The sequence below is a fragment of the Magnetovibrio sp. PR-2 genome, assembly GCF_036689815.1.
GTDB lineage: Bacteria > Pseudomonadota > Alphaproteobacteria > Rhodospirillales > Magnetovibrionaceae > Magnetovibrio.
On record NZ_JBAHUR010000023.1, the window covers coordinates 1 to 17,185 of the forward strand.

Annotated in this window: 12 protein-coding genes and 1 tRNA gene; all 13 read right to left on the minus strand. The window is 54.4% G+C overall.

The window, feature by feature from the left end; genetic code table 11:
* Positions 1-37: 37 nt before the first annotated feature.
* Positions 38-2,116: an elongation factor G gene (gene fusA / locus V5T82_RS17695; protein WP_332897006.1), complete on the minus strand. Its 2,079-nt coding sequence runs from the start codon at positions 2,114-2,116 to the stop codon at positions 38-40.
* A 12-nt stretch (positions 2,117-2,128) separates the two neighbouring features.
* A complete protein-coding gene (gene rpsG / locus V5T82_RS17700; protein WP_332897007.1) occupies positions 2,129-2,599 on the minus strand; it encodes a 30S ribosomal protein S7 in 471 nt (156 codons plus the stop codon).
* A gap of 18 nt (positions 2,600-2,617) precedes the next feature.
* Entirely contained in the window at positions 2,618-2,989 is a 372-nt protein-coding gene (gene rpsL / locus V5T82_RS17705; RefSeq protein ID WP_332897008.1) for a 30S ribosomal protein S12, read from the minus strand.
* A 434-nt stretch (positions 2,990-3,423) separates the two neighbouring features.
* Positions 3,424-4,719, minus strand: coding sequence for a diguanylate cyclase domain-containing protein (locus V5T82_RS17710; RefSeq protein ID WP_332897009.1), 1,296 nt, complete (start codon positions 4,717-4,719; stop codon positions 3,424-3,426).
* Between the two features lie 154 nt (positions 4,720-4,873).
* Positions 4,874-9,094, minus strand: coding sequence for a DNA-directed RNA polymerase subunit beta' (gene rpoC / locus V5T82_RS17715; RefSeq protein WP_442917966.1), 4,221 nt, complete (start codon positions 9,092-9,094; stop codon positions 4,874-4,876).
* 29 nt (positions 9,095-9,123) lie between these two features.
* Complete coding sequence (gene rpoB, locus V5T82_RS17720; RefSeq protein ID WP_332897010.1) at positions 9,124-13,284, minus strand: DNA-directed RNA polymerase subunit beta; 4,161 nt, start codon at positions 13,282-13,284, stop codon at positions 9,124-9,126.
* A 274-nt stretch (positions 13,285-13,558) separates the two neighbouring features.
* Positions 13,559-13,933: a 50S ribosomal protein L7/L12 gene (gene rplL, locus V5T82_RS17725; RefSeq protein ID WP_332897011.1), complete on the minus strand. Its 375-nt coding sequence runs from the start codon at positions 13,931-13,933 to the stop codon at positions 13,559-13,561.
* 57 nt (positions 13,934-13,990) lie between these two features.
* Positions 13,991-14,503, minus strand: a complete 513-nt coding sequence (gene rplJ, locus V5T82_RS17730) for a 50S ribosomal protein L10 (RefSeq protein WP_332897016.1) — start codon at positions 14,501-14,503, stop codon at positions 13,991-13,993.
* A 357-nt stretch (positions 14,504-14,860) separates the two neighbouring features.
* Positions 14,861-15,562: a 50S ribosomal protein L1 gene (rplA, locus tag V5T82_RS17735; protein ID WP_332897012.1), complete on the minus strand. Its 702-nt coding sequence runs from the start codon at positions 15,560-15,562 to the stop codon at positions 14,861-14,863.
* A gap of 3 nt (positions 15,563-15,565) precedes the next feature.
* Positions 15,566-15,994, minus strand: coding sequence for a 50S ribosomal protein L11 (rplK, locus tag V5T82_RS17740; RefSeq protein ID WP_332897013.1), 429 nt, complete (start codon positions 15,992-15,994; stop codon positions 15,566-15,568).
* Positions 15,995-16,146: 152 nt separating this feature from the next.
* Complete coding sequence (nusG, locus tag V5T82_RS17745; RefSeq protein ID WP_332897014.1) at positions 16,147-16,677, minus strand: transcription termination/antitermination protein NusG; 531 nt, start codon at positions 16,675-16,677, stop codon at positions 16,147-16,149.
* A gap of 3 nt (positions 16,678-16,680) precedes the next feature.
* On the minus strand, positions 16,681-16,878 hold the full coding sequence (secE, locus tag V5T82_RS17750; protein WP_332897015.1) for a preprotein translocase subunit SecE: 198 nt from the start codon (positions 16,876-16,878) through the stop codon (positions 16,681-16,683).
* 41 nt (positions 16,879-16,919) lie between these two features.
* Positions 16,920-16,995: transfer RNA gene (locus V5T82_RS17755), tRNA-Trp, on the minus strand.
* Between the last annotated feature and the right edge of the window lie 190 nt (positions 16,996-17,185).

Genomic DNA, 17,185 nt, shown 5'->3' on the forward strand with positions numbered 1-17,185 from the left:
CTTTAGCCATTTTACTTCACTCCATTCGAACCGGGGATCAACCGGCAAGCTTGGTTTGGATTTCTTCAGCAACTTGCGACGGAACTTCCGCATAATTTGCAAACTGCATGCTGTACTGTGCGCGACCTTGGGACATGGAACGCAAGGTGTTGATGTAGCCAAACATATTGGCCAGCGGCACCTTAGCGCTAATGACACGTGCGTTTGCACGCTGTTCCATTTCGCCGACTTGACCACGGCGAGAGTTCAGATCGCCAATGATGTCACCCATGTATTCTTCCGGGGTCACGATTTCGACGTCCATAATCGGCTCGAGCAATTTCGGGCTGGCATCTTTACAGCCTTCGCGGAACGCTGCACGCGCAGCGATTTCGAAAGCCAAGACGGAGGAGTCAACGTCGTGGTAAGCACCGTCAAACAAGGTTGCTTTGAAGTCGATTACGGGGAAGCCAGCCAAAACACCGGTATCAACGGCGCTTTTGAGACCTTTTTCAACACCGGGGATGTATTCCTTGGGAACGTTACCACCGACGATTTTGCTTTCGAAGACAAAGCCTTCACCCGGCTCGGACGGCTCAAAGATCATCTTCACACGTGCATACTGACCGGAACCACCAGATTGTTTCTTGTGGGTGTAGTCGATTTCGTGACGTTTGGAGATGCTTTCGCGGTAGGCCACCTGCGGTGCACCAACGTTGGCTTCAACTTTGAATTCGCGCTTCATGCGATCGACGATAATGTCGAGGTGCAATTCACCCATACCTTTGATGACCGTTTGGCCACTTTCGTGGTCGGAGGTGACGCGGAAGGACGGATCTTCAGCAGCCAAGCGAGACAGAGCAATGCCCATTTTCTCTTGGTCGGCTTTGGATTTCGGTTCCACAGCAACCTCGATCACCGGATCGGGGAATTCCATGCGTTCCAAGATCACCGGATCGGATTTGACGCAAAGCGTGTCACCCGTGGTGGTGTCTTTCAGGCCTGCGATCGCGACGATGTCACCGGCGCGGCATTCTTTGATGTCTTCACGCGAGTTGGAGTGCATTTCCAGCATACGGCCAACACGTTCGTTCTTGTCTTTAACAGAGTTCAGAACGCCCGTGCCCGTTTCCAACACACCGGAGTAGACGCGGCAGAAGGTCAAGGAACCGACAAACGGGTCGTTCATGATCTTAAAGGCCAGAGCAGCGAACGGCTCGTCATCGGAGGACTTGCGTTCGATTTCGTCTTCGGTGCCCATTTTGACGCCCTTAATGGCGGGAACGTCGAGGGGGCTCGGCAGGAAGTCGACAACCGCGTCGAGCAGCGGCTGAACACCTTTGTTCTTAAATGCGGTACCACACAGAACCGGAACCAGTTTGCCGGCAATGGTGCCGGTGCGGATGCATTTTTTCAGGGTGTCGAGATCCGGCTCGTTGCCTTCCAAGTAAGCTTCCATCGCGTCGTCGTCCATTTCGACAGCAGCTTCGATGAGCTTTTCACGGTAATCGGCAACTTTGTCGGCGTAGTCGTCCCAGATGTCTTCTTCGTGGTACGCAGCGCCGAGGCTTTCTTCGTCCCAGATGATCATCTTGTTGTTCAAGAGATCGACGACACCTTTGAACTGGTCTTCGGCACCGATGGGCAATTGGCAAACCAACGGGTTGGCACCCAAACGATCCACCATCATGTCGACACAGCGATAGAAGTCGGCACCGGTACGGTCCATTTTGTTGACAAAACACATACGCGGAACGCTGTATTTGTCAGCTTGGCGCCAAACGGTTTCGGACTGCGGCTCAACACCGGCAACGGAGTCAAACACCGTCACAGCACCGTCGAGCACACGCAAGGAACGTTCAACTTCAATGGTGAAGTCAACGTGGCCCGGGGTATCGATGATGTTGATGCGGTGGTCTTTCCATGCGCAGGTCGTTGCTGCGGAGGTAATCGTGATACCGCGTTCTTGTTCCTGTTCCATCCAGTCCATGGTGGCTGCGCCATCGTGGACTTCACCGATTTTGTAAGATTTACCGGTGTAGTACAGGATACGTTCGGTGGTGGTCGTCTTACCAGCATCAATGTGAGCCATGATGCCGATGTTACGATACATATTGAGGGGATCTTTGCGTGCCATCTTGGACTGCCCTTACCAGCGGTAGTGGGAGAAAGCTTTGTTAGCTTCTGCCATCTTGTGGGTGTCTTCGCGCTTCTTCACAGATGCACCGCGGTTTTGAGCGGCGTCCATCAGCTCACCGGACAAGCGGTCAACCATGGTGTTTTCAGAGCGCTTACGAGCCATTTCCACCAACCAGCGGATCGCCAGAGCCTGACGGCGGCTGGCGCGGACTTCGACCGGAACCTGGTAAGTTGCACCACCAACACGGCGGGAGCGAACCTCAACGGACGGCTTCACGTTATCGATGGCTTCGTGGAACAGGGCCAGCGGATCGGCTTTCATCTTGCTTTCAACGCGATCGAACGCACCGTAAACGATATGCTCCGCAGCAGACTTTTTACCGTCCAGCATCAGGCTGTTCATGAATTTGGTTACGACCTGATCGCCATATTTGGCGTCGGGCAGAATTTCGCGTTTTTCAGCGGCGTGACGACGAGACATATCTCAGCTACCTCTACCTTACTTCGGACGCTTAGCGCCGTATTTGGAACGACGCTGGCGACGATCGGAAACGCCTTGCGTATCCAACGTGCCGCGGATGATGTGATAGCGAACACCCGGCAAATCTTTCACACGGCCGCCGCGGATCATCACGACAGAGTGTTCTTGCAGGTTGTGACCTTCGCCTGGGATGTAGCTTGTAACTTCGAAGCCATTCGTCAGGCGGACACGAGCAACTTTACGAAGCGCCGAGTTCGGCTTCTTCGGGGTCGTCGTATAAACGCGCGTGCAAACACCGCGTTTTTGCGGGCAAGCTTTCAACGCCGGAACGTTGGACGACACGCGGGGTGCCTGACGGGGCTTGCGGATCAACTGGTTAATAGTCGGCATACCGTTCTTTCCATTACATATGCACCGAAAAACCCGGCCTTCCTTGGCGGCTTTTCAGTGCAACAAAAGACCGTAGAGGCAAGCGCTGGTGGCTCTTCCTACCTCTCGTCGGTCAACTCTGTGCCCAAAAGGGCTCTATTTTGCAACGCGCTAACTTCTGAGAGTCTGCGTCTGCACCGCCCAGTCTGCCTCAAAAAAGCGACTATCGGGTGCACCACCAGACCCCTGAAGAGTGGCGCATACTATGCATACGCCCTGTCCCCGTCAAGCCCCGATTTTGAGACGCTTCCGAAGGGTCGTTTTGTGCCTAAATCTTGTTTCCGGCGAGTGATAAGCCCCTATTCCCCCTTATTTTTTGAAATAATATTACTTTGACCGTTCGTCCCAACCCCAAAAGGCCGTCCGAATCCGGTAAAAGGGCGGAAAATGTGGGGTTAATCGCCGCAAATCGGCTCGGCGAAGTGATGCGTGCCCTTCCCGGCCTTTTTGGCGTGGTACATGGCTTGGTCTGCCGCCTTCAGCAAAGCCTCCATATCCTGTCCATGGTCGGGGAAGAACGCGATGCCGATGCTCGCACCGATGTGACCGGTTTTGCCGTCGCTGAGCGCAAAGGGCTGGCTCAAGGTCTCGATGAGTTTTGACGCGACTTCGCCTGCTGAGTTCCGACAATCCATGCCCGTCGCCAAAACCGCGAACTCATCTCCACCAATCCGCACAACTTGGTCGGATTCGCGCAATGCCGCTTCGATACGCTCAGCCACCTCTTTGAGAACCTCGTCCCCTGCGTCATGCCCCCAGGTGTCGTTGATGGACTTAAACCCGTCCAAGTCGACGAACATCACGGCGACATTTTGTTTGTTGCGCTGGGCTTGGCTCAAAATGGCCTGTGAACTGTCTTGCAACAAGCGCAGGCTGGGCAGCCCGGTCAAGGCGTCATAGTGGGCCAAGTGGCGCAGCTCTTCTTGGGCTTCGTGCAGTTCGGTGACATCGTATTCGGCGCTCATGAACAAATAATCGCCGTTCAAGGGATGGCGCGTCATGCGGATGTCGAGGGTGTGCATGCGCTCACCCGCATCCGTGTTCATAACATATGTCCATTGCCCGCCCTTTTGTGCCAACGCGCGTTCCAGGCAATGCTTGCCTTCTTCTGGATTGGCGAAGCGAGCCGTAAAGGCGTTGAGACCTTCGGGCAATTGTTCTACATCGATTGAGCCATAGGCTTCGGTCGCCGCCGGGTTTTCCACCACCGGCTCACCGTCCAACGTGAACGTGGTGACGATGACCGAGGTGTAGCGCATGGCTTCCACCAGCAAAAGGTTCTCCGGCGCTTCGCCCAGGTTCACGTCTTCATTGATGTAAGCAATGATGGCGCGGTGACGGTCCGGGCCAACAGTGACAGCACGGTGCATCATATGGAGTGTTTTCGGCTTGCCACCCGGGTACGTCGTCCACGGATCAATGGTCAGCCCATTTTTTGCCGCCAAGTCGAAGGTCTGCTTGGTCCGGTCCCGCGCCCCTTGGGTATCGTCGGACAGATCCTTGTTGATCAAATCGTCCACACACGCGAGCCCCCAAAACTCAATCGCGGCCGCGTTCCCCCACCACCAACCGTGGCGATCCAGATCGAAAATCCAGACCACATTGGGGATCAGCTCATAAAGGCGCAGCTCATCGCGCGACGCGATGTGCGTTAAATGGGAATAATCTTCTGTCGGCACTGTTTTGCCCATGCCCTGTGGTCAAAAGAAAAGGAAGTCTGCTCTGGCTAGCTCTCCCTATTTAGGCAGACTTGGCTGGGATTGCAAGACGTCTCCCAGCCGAAGCCACCAAACAAAAACCCCGGCCGAACTGGCCGGGGTTGATGCGGATTAGACCCAATCTGCTTTAGTCAGCGTCGGGTGCGTCTTCAAACTTCGGCTGCTCAGGCGTAACCGGAGCGGGCATGGTGTCCACAGCGGGGATGCCTTGCTCTTCCAGTTCGTCCGGACCAGCTTTTTCCATCAGCTCTTCGTCGCGCTCGGCGGCGATGGTGCGGAAGTTGTTCATCACGGAACCCGTACCTGCCGGGATCAAGCGACCCACGATGACGTTTTCTTTGAGACCGATGAGCGTGTCGGTTTTGCCCGATACGGAAGCCTCGGTAAGAACGCGCGTGGTTTCTTGGAACGACGCGGCAGAGATGAACGACTGGGTTTGCAAGGAAGCTTTGGTGATACCTTGCAAGACCGGTGCACTTTCCGCCGGTTTTTCGCCCGCATCGATGGTCTTCTTGTTGACCTGTTCGTATTCGGACTTGTCGATCAATTCACCAACCAAGTACGTGGTGTCACCCGGCGCGGTGATTTCGACTTTTTGCAGCATCTGGCGAGAGATCACCTCGATGTGCTTGTCGTTAATCTTCACACCTTGCAGACGGTAGACTTCTTGGATTTCGTTGACCAAGTATTCGGCCAGCGCTTCCACGCCCATAACCGCCAAGATATCGTGCGGCACGGGGTTACCGTCCATCAGCGGATCACCTTTTTGCACATAGTCGCCTTCTTGGACGGCCAAGTGCTTGCCTTTCGGGATCAGGTATTCGCTGGGCTCCAACTCGGCGTCGGTCGGCACCACGATGATGCGGCGTTTGTTCTTGTAGTCCTTACCGAACTCAACACGACCATCGATCTCAGAGATAATGGCGTAATCTTTCGGTTTGCGGGCTTCGAACAATTCCGCAACGCGCGGCAGACCACCCGTAATGTCACGGGTCTTAGCGGATTCACGCGGGATACGCGCCAAGGTGTCACCAGCGTGAACCTCTTGACCGTTTTCGACGGACAGAACCGCGTCCACGGGCAGGAAGTAGCGGGCTTCCATGTCGTCTTCCAATGTGACGACTTCACCTTTTTTGTCACGCAACGTGATGCGCGGTTTGAGATCGGAACCTTTCGGTTGCGACTTCCAATCCACGACCACTTTGGACGAGATGCCGGTGGCTTCGTCCATTTGCTCCATCAAGGACACACCTTCGACCAAGTCCATGTAGTTAATGGAACCGTCTTTTTCGGTGATGATGGGCAGCGTGTGCGGATCCCATTCGCAAAGCTTATCGGCACGTTTGACCTTGGCTTTGTCCTTGGTCAACAGTTTTGCACCGTACGGGATACGCTGGCGTGCACGTTCGCGGTCTTGATCGTCAATCATGATCAATTCAGCGTTACGGCTCATGACCACCAACACACCTTCGGAGTTTTTCACCGTCGATGTGTTGACCAGTTTGACCTTGCCGTCAAAGCCGGCTTCGATGAAGGACTGTTCAGAACCTTTCTGTGCAGCACCACCGATGTGGAACGTACGCATGGTCAGCTGGGTGCCCGGTTCACCGATGGACTGTGCAGCCATAACGCCGACAGCCTCACCCATGTTCACGCGGGTACCACGGGCCAGATCGCGACCGTAACAGGTTGCACAGATACCGACTTTGCTTTCGCACGTCAGCGGGCTGCGGACCTTCAGGCTTTCGATCTCAGCTTCGGTCAAGATGGCAGCGTCGGCTTCGTCAACCAGCGTGCCTTTCTTCAGCAACAGGTCGCCGGTAATCGGATGCAGGGCATCTTCGCCCAGTGTGCGACCCAGAACCTGTTCGCCAATGTCGACAACGGTTTCGCCGCCTTGAACCACAGCCGAAACCGTGATCACGACGTCCGTGCCGCAATCGTCTTCGTAGACGATGCAATCTTGCGCTACGTCAACCAAGCGACGGGTCAAGTAACCGGAGTTCGCCGTTTTCAGAGCCGTATCCGCCAGACCTTTACGAGCACCGTGGGTGGAGTTGAAGTATTCCAACACACTCAGGCCCTCTTTAAAGTTGGAGATAATCGGCGTTTCAATGATCTCACCGGACGGCTTGGCCATCAGACCGCGCATACCGGCAAGCTGACGCATCTGTGCGACAGAACCACGCGCACCGGAGTGCGCCATCATGTAGACCGAGTTCACCGGAACGCCAGGCTCGTCCTTAGAAATGACAGCCATCATTTCTTCGGTCACTTGGTCGTTACAATGTGCCCAGGCGTCAATCACTTTGTTGTATTTTTCACCTTGGGTGATCAGACCGTCTTGGTACTGCTGTTCGAACTCCTTGGCTTTCGCTTCGGTTTCGTTGACCAGCGGTTCTTTGGCATCCGGAATAATCAGATCGTCTTTACCGAACGAAATACCGGCCCGGCAAGCGTTGGCAAAACCAAGACCCATAATACGGTCAGCAAAGATAACAGTCTCTTTCTGGCCGCCGTGGCGGTAGACCAAATCGATAACGTTGGTGATTTCCTTCTTGGTCATCAGCTTGTTGATGATTTCGAAGGGCAGCTTCGGATGACGCGGCAAGAATTCAGACAGCATCAAGCGGCCCGGCGTCGTTTCGACGCGGGTAACACTCGGCTCTCCGTTTTCATCGACACCGTGGAAACGAGCGATGATCTTGGCGTGCATGGACAAGACTTTTTCGTCCAGAGCATGTTGCAGCTCGCCCATGTTGGCGATCATCATGCCTTCGCCCTTCTCGCCTTCGCGGCGCATGGTCATGTAGTACAGACCCAAGATGATATCCTGAGACGGAACGATGATCGGTTTGCCGTTGGCCGGCGACAAGATGTTGTTGGTGGACATCATCAAGACACGTGCTTCCAACTGCGCTTCGAGCGACAGCGGAACGTGAACAGCCATTTGATCACCGTCGAAGTCAGCGTTGAACGCGGCACAGACCAGCGGGTGCAGCTGGATGGCTTTACCCTCGATCAGTTTCGGTTCGAACGCTTGGATGCCCAAACGGTGCAACGTCGGCGCGCGGTTCAACATCACCGGGTGTTCGCGAATAACTTCTTCCAAGATATCCCAAACTTCGGGACGCTCTTTTTCAAGCATTCGCTTCGCGGCCTTGATGGTGGTCGCATAACCGTAGAGTTCCAGTTTGGAATAGATGAACGGCTTGAACAGCTCCAACGCCATTTTCTTCGGCAGACCACATTGGTGCAGCATCAGTTCCGGACCCACCACAATGACGGAGCGGCCGGAGTAATCGACGCGTTTACCCAACAAGTTCTGACGGAAGCGACCTTGTTTGCCTTTCAGCATGTCGGACAGAGACTTCAGCGGGCGTTTGTTCGCACCCGTGATGGCCCGGCCACGACGGCCATTGTCGAACAGTGCGTCTACGGATTCTTGCAACATGCGTTTTTCGTTGCGAACGATGATTTCCGGAGCCCGCAGTTCGATCAAGCGTTTCAGACGGTTGTTGCGGTTGATCACGCGACGGTACAGATCGTTCAAATCCGACGTTGCGAAACGGCCGCCGTCCAGCGGAACCAGCGGACGCAATTCAGGCGGAATGACCGGAATGACTTCCAAGATCATCCACTCGGGACGCGCGCCGGATGCCAAGAACGCTTCCACCAGTTTCAAGCGCTTGACCAGTTTTTTGCGCTTGGCTTCGGAGGTCGTTTCCTTGAGGTCGTCTTTCAAGACTTCCAGTTCGTCTTCGAGATCGATTTCGGACAACATGTCGCGCAGAGCTTCCGCACCGATGCCGACGGTGAAGGCGTCTACGCCATACTCGTCCACAGCCGTTTGGTATTGCTCTTCACCCAAAAGCTCATTTTGTTTGAGCGGTGTCAGGCCCGGTTCCACAACAACATAGTTTTCGAAGTAGAGAACACGTTCCAGATCTTTGAGCGTCATATCCAGCAATAAGCCGATGCGCGATGGCAAGGACTTCATGAACCAGATGTGTGCCACCGGGCTAGCCAGTTCGATGTGGCCCATGCGTTCGCGACGGACCTTTTGAAGCGTGACTTCAACGCCGCACTTTTCACAGGTGATACCCTTGTACTTCATGCGTTTGTATTTGCCGCACAAGCATTCGTAGTCTTTCACCGGGCCGAAGATACGCGCGCAGAACAAGCCGTCGCGTTCGGGTTTAAAGGTCCGGTAGTTAATGGTTTCCGGCTTTTTGATTTCGCCGTAAGACCATGCACGAATTTGTTCCGGGGACGCGATCTTGATTTGGATCGTGTCGAAACGTTGGGTTGCACCAACCTGCCCGAAAAATTTAGTGAGTTCGTTCATTTCAAATACTCCTCAATATCCGGGTCAGATCAGGTCAAGTCAACGTTCAGGCCGAGCGCCTGAAGTTCTTTGACCAACACGTTAAAGGATTCCGGCACACCGGCTTCGAAGTTGTCGTCACCGCGGACGATGGCCTCGTAAACCTTGGTACGACCGGACACGTCATCCGACTTAACCGTGAGCATTTCTTGCAGCGTGTAAGCTGCACCGTAAGCTTCCAGGGCCCACACTTCCATTTCACCGAAGCGCTGACCACCGAACTGTGCTTTACCGCCCAGAGGCTGCTGGGTAACCAGCGAGTACGGGCCGATGGAGCGTGCGTGGATTTTGTCATCCACCAAGTGGTGCAGTTTCAGCATGTAGATGTAGCCAACCGTCACAGGACGGTCGAAGACCTCACCGGTACGACCGTCGATCAATGTCATTTGACCCGACGTCGGCAGGCCTGCTTCGGACAGCATGTCGGCAACGTCGCCTTCATGTGCACCGTCGAAGACCGGCGTGCCGATGGGGATACCTTTGCGCAGATTGTCCGACATCTCCATGAGTTGGGGATCGTCGAGAGGTTCGATCTTCTCTTTGAACTCATCGGGCGTGTAGACCGTTTTGAGCTTGTCGCGGATTTGCTTGGTGTCGTCACCTTTTTGGCGAACGGCGTCAGCCATTTCCCCGATTTGGATACCAAGACCGGCACAAGCCCAACCCATGTGGGTTTCCAGAATCTGACCGACGTTCATACGCGACGGCACACCCAGCGGGTTCAGCACGATGTCAACCGGACGACCGTCTTCCAGGTACGGCATGTCTTCCGCCGGCATGATGCGAGAGATCACACCTTTGTTACCGTGACGGCCAGCCATTTTATCACCCGGCTGCAGTTTGCGTTTCACGGCGACGAAGACTTTGACCATCTTCATCACGCCCGGCGCCAAGTCGTCACCGCGTTGCAGTTTGTCGACTTTATCTTCAAAGCGCGCTTGAAGGGCAGCAATGGACTCTTCGAATTGGCCTTTCAGCGCTTCGACGTCCGTCATCACCTTATCGTTGGCAACAACGATCTGAGACTGTTGACCCGGCGTGTATTCCGCCAGCAGTTCTTCGGTGATGGTCGTGCCTTCTTTGAGACCTTTCGGACCGGAGACCAATTTCTTGCGCAACAACAAGTCTTGCAGACGCGCAGAGAAACTTTTTTCCAAGATCGCGCGTTCGTCATCGCGATCTTTTGCCAGACGTTCGATCTCGTCACGTTCAATCGCCAACGCACGTTCGTCTTTGTCGACGCCGCGACGGTTGAAGACGCGGACTTCGACGACGGTACCGGCAACACCCGGCGGCAAGCGCAAGGACGTGTCGCGCACGTCGGTGGCTTTTTCACCAAAGATGGCGCGCAGCAGTTTTTCTTCCGGCGTCATCGGGCTTTCGCCTTTCGGCGTCACTTTACCGACCAAGATGTCACCTGGTTTGATTTCAGCACCGATGTAAACGATACCGGCTTCGTCCAGGTTCTTGAGCGCTTCTTCACCGACGTTGGGAATATCACGGGTGATTTCTTCCTGACCCAACTTGGTGTCGCGGGCCATGACTTCGAACTCTTCGATGTGAACCGACGTAAACACGTCGTCACGCACGATGCGTTCCGAAATCAAGATGGAATCTTCGAAGTTGTAACCGTTCCACGGCATAAACGCGACCAACACGTTTTTACCCAACGCCAGTTCACCCAACTGGGTAGACGGACCGTCGGCAATGATGTCGCCTTCGTAGACGTTGTCGCCAACTTTCACCAAAGGCTTTTGGTGCAAGCAGGTGTTTTGGTTGGACCGTTGGAACTTCAACAGATTGTAGATGTCGACACCAGACGCAGCGGTCGAGGTTTCCTCAGTCGCGCGCACAACAATGCGGGTGGCGTCGATTTGATCAACCACACCCGTACGCTTGGCGATGATGACAGCACCGGAATCGCGCGCCACGGTTTCTTCCATACCGGTACCCACCAACGGGGCTTCGGCTTGGAGAAGCGGCACGGCTTGGCGCATCATGTTCGAACCCATCAATGCACGGTTCGCGTCATCGTTTTCCAAGAACGGGATCAAGGCCGTTGCGACGGACACAAGCTGTTTCGGCGAAACGTCGATGTATTCGATGTTTTCCGGGTTGACCATGACGAAGTCGCCGGCTTTGCGGCAGCTGACCATGTCGTCGGTAAATTTACCGTCTTTGTCCAGCTTAGCGTTTGCCTGGGCAATGACGTAGCGGCCCTCTTCCATGGCGGACATGTAGACCGTTTCAGAAGAAACCTTACCGCCTTCAACTTTGCGGTACGGGCTTTCGATAAAGCCGTACTTGTTCACAACAGCGAAAGTAGCCAAGGAGTTGATCAGACCGATGTTCGGACCCTCAGGCGTTTCAATCGGGCAGATGCGGCCATAGTGGGTCGGGTGAACGTCGCGGACTTCAAAGCCTGCGCGTTCGCGGGTCAGACCGCCCGGGCCCAACGCAGACAAACGACGTTTGTGCGTCACTTCGGACAGCGGGTTGGTTTGATCCATGAACTGCGACAGCTGCGAAGAGCCGAAGAATTCACGTACAGCCGCCGAAGCAGGCTTGGCGTTGATCAAATCGTGCGGCATGACCGTGTCGATTTCGACCGAGCTCATCCGTTCGCGAATGGCGCGTTCCATACGCAGCAAGCCGACACGGTATTGGTTTTCCATCAACTCACCGACAGAGCGCACACGGCGGTTGCCCAAGTGGTCAATGTCGTCGATGTCGCCGCGGCCGTCTTTCAATTCGACCAAGACTTTGACGATTTCCAAGATATCTTCGCGACGCAGAACACGCAGGGTGTCTTCGGTTTCAAAACCCAGACGCGCGTTCATCTTCACGCGACCGACGCTGGACAGATCGTAGCGTTCGGAATCGAAGAACAACGAGTTGAACAGAGCTTCCGCCGTTTCCAAGGTTGGCGGCTCACCCGGGCGCATGACACGGTAGATGTCGATCAAGGCTTCTTCGCGCGACGTGTTTTTGTCGATCGCCAAGGTGTTGCGCATGTACGGGCCAACGTTGACGTGGTCAATGGCCAGGGCTTTGATTTCGGTGACGCCAGCTTCTTCCAAAGCTTCGATGGCGGCTTCGGTGATTTCGTCACCCGGTTCGGCGTAAATTTCGCCGGACTTTTCGGAGAAGATATCTTCCGCGGCATAAGAACCGATCAGTTCTTCGCTCGACACCAAGATTTCAGAGAGCGAACCCTCTTCCATTTTCTTGAGCTTGCGCGGCGTGATCTTTTCACCGGCTTCGGCAACAACTTTGCCGGTTTTGGCGTTGATCAGGTCTTTGGTGAGCTTCACACCTTTGTAGCGCGCAGAGATAAAGTCGGTTTTCCAACCTTTCTTGGTGCGCGTATAGGTGACTTGATCGTAGAAGTACTGAAGGATGTCTTCTTTGGACATGCCTTGAGCTTCCAACGGATCGACGTTTTCGCCTTTGGCTTTCGCCTGTTCGCGTTTGCCAGCCGTTTCTTCGTTATCCAGAGCCATCAACAAAGTGGTGACAGGCAGTTTACGACGGCGATCGATACGGACGTATGCCAGATCTTTAGCATCGAACTCAAAGTCCAGCCAAGAACCGCGGTACGGGATCACGCGTGCGGCAAACAGGAATTTGCCGGAACTGTGGGTTTTGCCTTTGTCGTGATCAAAGAACACGCCAGGCGAACGGTGCATTTGCGACACGATCACACGCTCGGTACCGTTGACGACGAAGGTGCCGTTGGCGGTCATGAACGGCATGTCGCCCATGTAAACGTCTTGTTCTTTGATATCGCGAACGGACTTGGCACCGGTTTCTTCGTCGATGTCCCAAACCACCAAACGCAAGGTGACTTTCAAGGGAGCGGCGAAGGTGATGCCACGTTGCTGACATTCTTCAACGTCGTATTTCGGCGTCTCAAATTCGTACGACACATATTCCAACGTGCCGCGACCGGAAAAGTCTTCGATGGGGAAGACGGATTTGAAGACTTCTTGCAAGCCAGTGTCGGGGCGTTCGTTCGCCGCGACGTCTTTTTGCAGGAAGTGATCGTAAGAAGCCTTTTGAACCTCGATCAGGTTCGGCATCTCTACAGCGGCGGGGATTTTCCCGTAATCCTTACGGACACGCTTGCGATGCGTAAACGACGTTGCCATGAATTACCTCGTTCTTTAAGTACGGCCCCAAATTGGGCCAGATGAAACAGTTAAAGTCTTTAATCACCCAACTTCGCGAAAAGTCAGGCTTAAAATACAAAAACGCCCCCGGCGGACTGCTTGGGATGCCGATCCCAAATCATCACGCTGAGAGGCGTTTTAAGAACACGCGCTGTACCGGCTTCGGCAAGCCCATTCGGGCGCGGTCTCAAACAGTGGAATGGGACAGAGCTCGAAAGCTCCGCCCCGTCCCGATTTTGTAATCCGAAGAAGATTACTTGAGTTCGACAGAAGCGCCTGCTTCTTCCAACTTTTTCTTGATTTCTTCGGCTTCGTCTTTCGGTGCAGCTTCTTTGACAGCTTTCGGTGCGCCTTCGACGAGTTCTTTCGCTTCTTTGAGGCCCAGGCCGGTGATGGCGCGGACTTCTTTGATGACGTTGATTTTCTTGTCGCCAGCAGCGGTCAAGATAACGTCGAAGTCGGTTTTTTCTTCAGCGGCTTCGCCACCAGCAGCACCCGGAGCAGCAGCAACTGCAACCGGAGCAGCAGCGGAAACGCCCCATTTGTCTTCCAGAAGCGTTGCCAATTCAGCTGCTTCCATTACGGTCAGTGCAGAAAGGTCTTCTGCGAGTTGTTCGATGTTAGCCATCTTCATATTCTCCTAAGGCTTGAACTGCCTGTGTAAAATTGTAACCAGATACGCGACTTAACCCTCAGAGGCGCCATAAGCACCGCATACGCGGGCCAACTGACCAGCCGGAGCCTGCAGAACGCCGGCAACTTTCGTTGCGGGAGCGTTGAGCAAGCCAACAAGCTTGCCACGGAGTTCGTCGAGCGAAGGCATGGAAGCAAGCGTTTGAACGCCTGCGATATCCAAAACTTCTTCACCCATTGCGCCGCCGACAATTTCAAAGTTGTCATTGCCTTTGGCGAATTTGGCCGCAACCTTTGCAGCAGCAACGACGTCTTCGCTATAAGCGATACCCGTCGGGCCTTTGAAAAGGTCTGCGATCCCTTCGAACTGCGTGTCCTTAAGGGCGAGACGCGTGAGCCGGTTTTGCGTCACTTTGAAGCTAGCTCCCGCTTCACGAAGCTTCACGCGCAGGTCTTCCATCTCATTGACAGTCAGGCCCAAGTTATGCGTGACAACGACGGTTTGAGCGCCGTTGAACGTTTCGTTCAGCTGAGAAACCAGTTCTTCTTTCTGTGTACGGTCCACAGTCGTCTCCAGTTTCATTGGCTTATCTCAAATGAAATAAGCCGTTGCACGATGGTCCTTAAACCCAAAAGCGGATTTTAAGAACCCGACAACCTGCCAAGTGCAACAGTTCAAGCCGTACTTCACTAAAAAGCTCAATACGGGTACTGCACCGTCTGTGCTGGCGGGATGCTTCCCTTTAAACACCACCCAATTGTGATGCACCAACGGTCTTGGACAGGCTTGAAGAGTTGAGTTTCACCCCTACTCTTCGTTACCCGCCCACCCCGTTACCAGGGTGGGCCAGTAAACTCTTGTTTAGAGGACGATTCACGTCAAAGCCTCCCGGCTTTAACGATCGTGCTCTATGCTAAGCGCTTAAGACGCCACCAAGTCGGCGATGTCCAACTTAACGCCCGGGCCCATGGTCGAGCTGATCGTAGCCCGTTTCATGTAGGTGCCCTTCGCGCCGGACGGCTTAGCTTTGTTCAATGCGTTGATGAACGTTTGCACGTTCTCAGCAATTTCTTTCTCACCGAAGCTGGCTTTGCCAACACCGACATGAATGATGCCCAATTTTTCAACCCGGAATTCGATTTGACCACCTTTGGCGTCTTTCACGGCTTGCGTGACGTCTGCGGTGACGGTGCCCAGTTTCGGGTTCGGCATCAGGCCGCGCGGACCCAAAACTTTACCCAATTTACCGACGACCATCATCATGTCCGGGGTCGCGATGCAGCGATCGAAGTCCATTTCGCCTTTTTGGATCTTTTCTGCAAGATCTTCAGCACCAACAAGTTCAGCACCTGCGGCTTTGGCTTCTTCTGCTTTGTCGCCTTTGGCGAACACGGCAACTTTAACGGTTTTACCCGTGCCGTTCGGCAGTGCGACAACACCACGGACCATTTGGTCGGCGTGTTTCGGATCAACGCCCAAGTTGACGGCCATCTCGATGGTTTCGTCGAACTTAGCGTTGGCGTTTTCTTTGACCATCTTCACAGCGGAAGCGAGATCATAGAGCTTGTTGCGGTCCATTTTTTCGACCACGTCGCTCAGGCGTTTGCCAAATTTCTGCGCCATGACTTACCCCTTCACCTCAAGACCCATAGAACGTGCGGTGCCTGCGATTTGCAGCGCGCCGTTGTCCAGGTCGTTTGCGTTCAGATCTTCCATTTTCAGTTCTGCAATTTCGCGGCACTGATCCATGGTGACGGAACCCACAACTTGAGTACCGGTGGTACCCGCGCCTGATTTGATTTTGGCCGCTTTTTTCAGCAAGAAGCTGGCCGGAGGCGTTTTGGTGATGAAGTCGAACGAGGCGTCTTGATAAGCGGTGATAACCACCGGAATCGGCATGCCTTGTTCCATCTGTTGGGTCTTCGCGTTGAAGGCCTTACAGAATTCCATGATGTTCAGTCCTGCCTGACCCAAGGCCGGGCCGATGGGCGGGGATGGATTTGCCTGACCAGCCGGCACTTGCAGCTTAACCAGGGCTTTGACTTTCTTAGCCATTTTATACCTCAGTATCCAATGTGTTGGCCTGCACCGTCATTGCTAACGCACGCGGGCCGTTTCTGAGTGCGTGGTCCGACCATGGCTGGCCTCCCACACGGTTTATTCCCCGGCCGCTCATCCCATATGGGAGATCGGCCAGAAAATTCGAATTAAACTTTTTCGACCTGGGAGTATTCCAACTCCACCGGGGTCGAACGGCCAAAGATGGACACTGCCACTTTGACACGCGAACGTTCTTCGTCGACGTCTTCCACCAAACCGTTGAACGAAGCGAACGGGCCGTCGATGACGCGGACGTTTTCGCCGATTTCGAAGATGACAGCCATTTTCGGGCGATCCACACCTTCTTCGACTTGGTTGAGGATGCGCTTGGCTTCCGCTTCCGAAATCGGTGTCGGGCGATCTTTCGAACCCAAGAACCCGGAAACCTTCGGCGTGTTTTGCACCAAGTGCCAAGCTTCGTCCGTCAACTCCATCTCAATCAGGATGTAGCCCGGGAAGAATTTGCGCTCCGAAGACACCTTGGTGCCGCGGCGCACTTCAACCACTTCCTCACTGGGGACCAAGACCTGCAAGATCTTGTCATCCATGCCAGCTTGTTTGGCTTGCTCCATGATCGAAGCCGAGACTTTCTTCTCAAACCCCGAATAGACGTGCAGGACGTACCAACGCGCAGCCATTTCTTAGGCTCCCAATCCAAGGACAAAACGCACGCCCCACGACAAGACTTGATCAACCAGGAAGAAGAACAACGCCGCCAAGATCGCCATCACAAACACAGTTGCGGTGGAAATCGTGGTTTCTTTACGGGTTGGCCAGGTCACCTTCGAGGTTTCCGAGCGCACTTCCTGTACAAATTTTGCCGGCGTGGTTTTCGCCATAATTCCGTTCTTTCTTTATCTCATTGCCACCTTTTTAAGGATGGCAGGGGCACCAGGATTCGAACCCGGGACCTACGGTTTTGGAGACCGTCGCTCTACCAGCTGAGCTATACCCCTATAAATCCGTGCCTTTTCAAGGCTTTACCCGAAACGTAAAGGACAGGACGAACGAAGCCGTCCTGCCACAATCCGTGTGGCGGGAAGTGGGGGTTTACCCTCTTCCCGCCCGGATGTCCAGTGGATTTAGTCCGTAACCTTAGAGACAACACCGGCGCCGACGGTACGGCCGCCTTCGCGGATTGCGAAG

Bases quoted from the DNA above. Each gene is read 5' to 3' on its own strand.
- rplL (WP_332897011.1), bottom strand. From the start codon at position 13,933: ATGGCTAACATCGAACAACTCGCAGAAGACCTTTCTGCACTGACCGTA.
- rpsG (WP_332897007.1), bottom strand. From the start codon at position 2,599: ATGTCTCGTCGTCACGCCGCTGAAAAACGCGAAATTCTGCCCGACGCC.
- secE (WP_332897015.1), bottom strand. From the start codon at position 16,878: ATGGCGAAAACCACGCCGGCAAAATTTGTACAGGAAGTGCGCTCGGAA.
- nusG (WP_332897014.1), bottom strand. From the start codon at position 16,677: ATGGCTGCGCGTTGGTACGTCCTGCACGTCTATTCGGGGTTTGAGAAG.
- rpoB (WP_332897010.1), bottom strand. From the start codon at position 13,284: ATGGCAACGTCGTTTACGCATCGCAAGCGTGTCCGTAAGGATTACGGG.
- rplA (WP_332897012.1), bottom strand. From the start codon at position 15,562: ATGGCGCAGAAATTTGGCAAACGCCTGAGCGACGTGGTCGAAAAAATG.
- rpoC (WP_442917966.1), bottom strand. From the start codon at position 9,094: ATGAACGAACTCACTAAATTTTTCGGGCAGGTTGGTGCAACCCAACGT.
- fusA (WP_332897006.1), bottom strand. From the start codon at position 2,116: ATGGCACGCAAAGATCCCCTCAATATGTATCGTAACATCGGCATCATG.
- V5T82_RS17710 (WP_332897009.1), bottom strand. From the start codon at position 4,719: ATGGGCAAAACAGTGCCGACAGAAGATTATTCCCATTTAACGCACATC.
- rpsL (WP_332897008.1), bottom strand. From the start codon at position 2,989: ATGCCGACTATTAACCAGTTGATCCGCAAGCCCCGTCAGGCACCCCGC.
- rplK (WP_332897013.1), bottom strand. From the start codon at position 15,994: ATGGCTAAGAAAGTCAAAGCCCTGGTTAAGCTGCAAGTGCCGGCTGGT.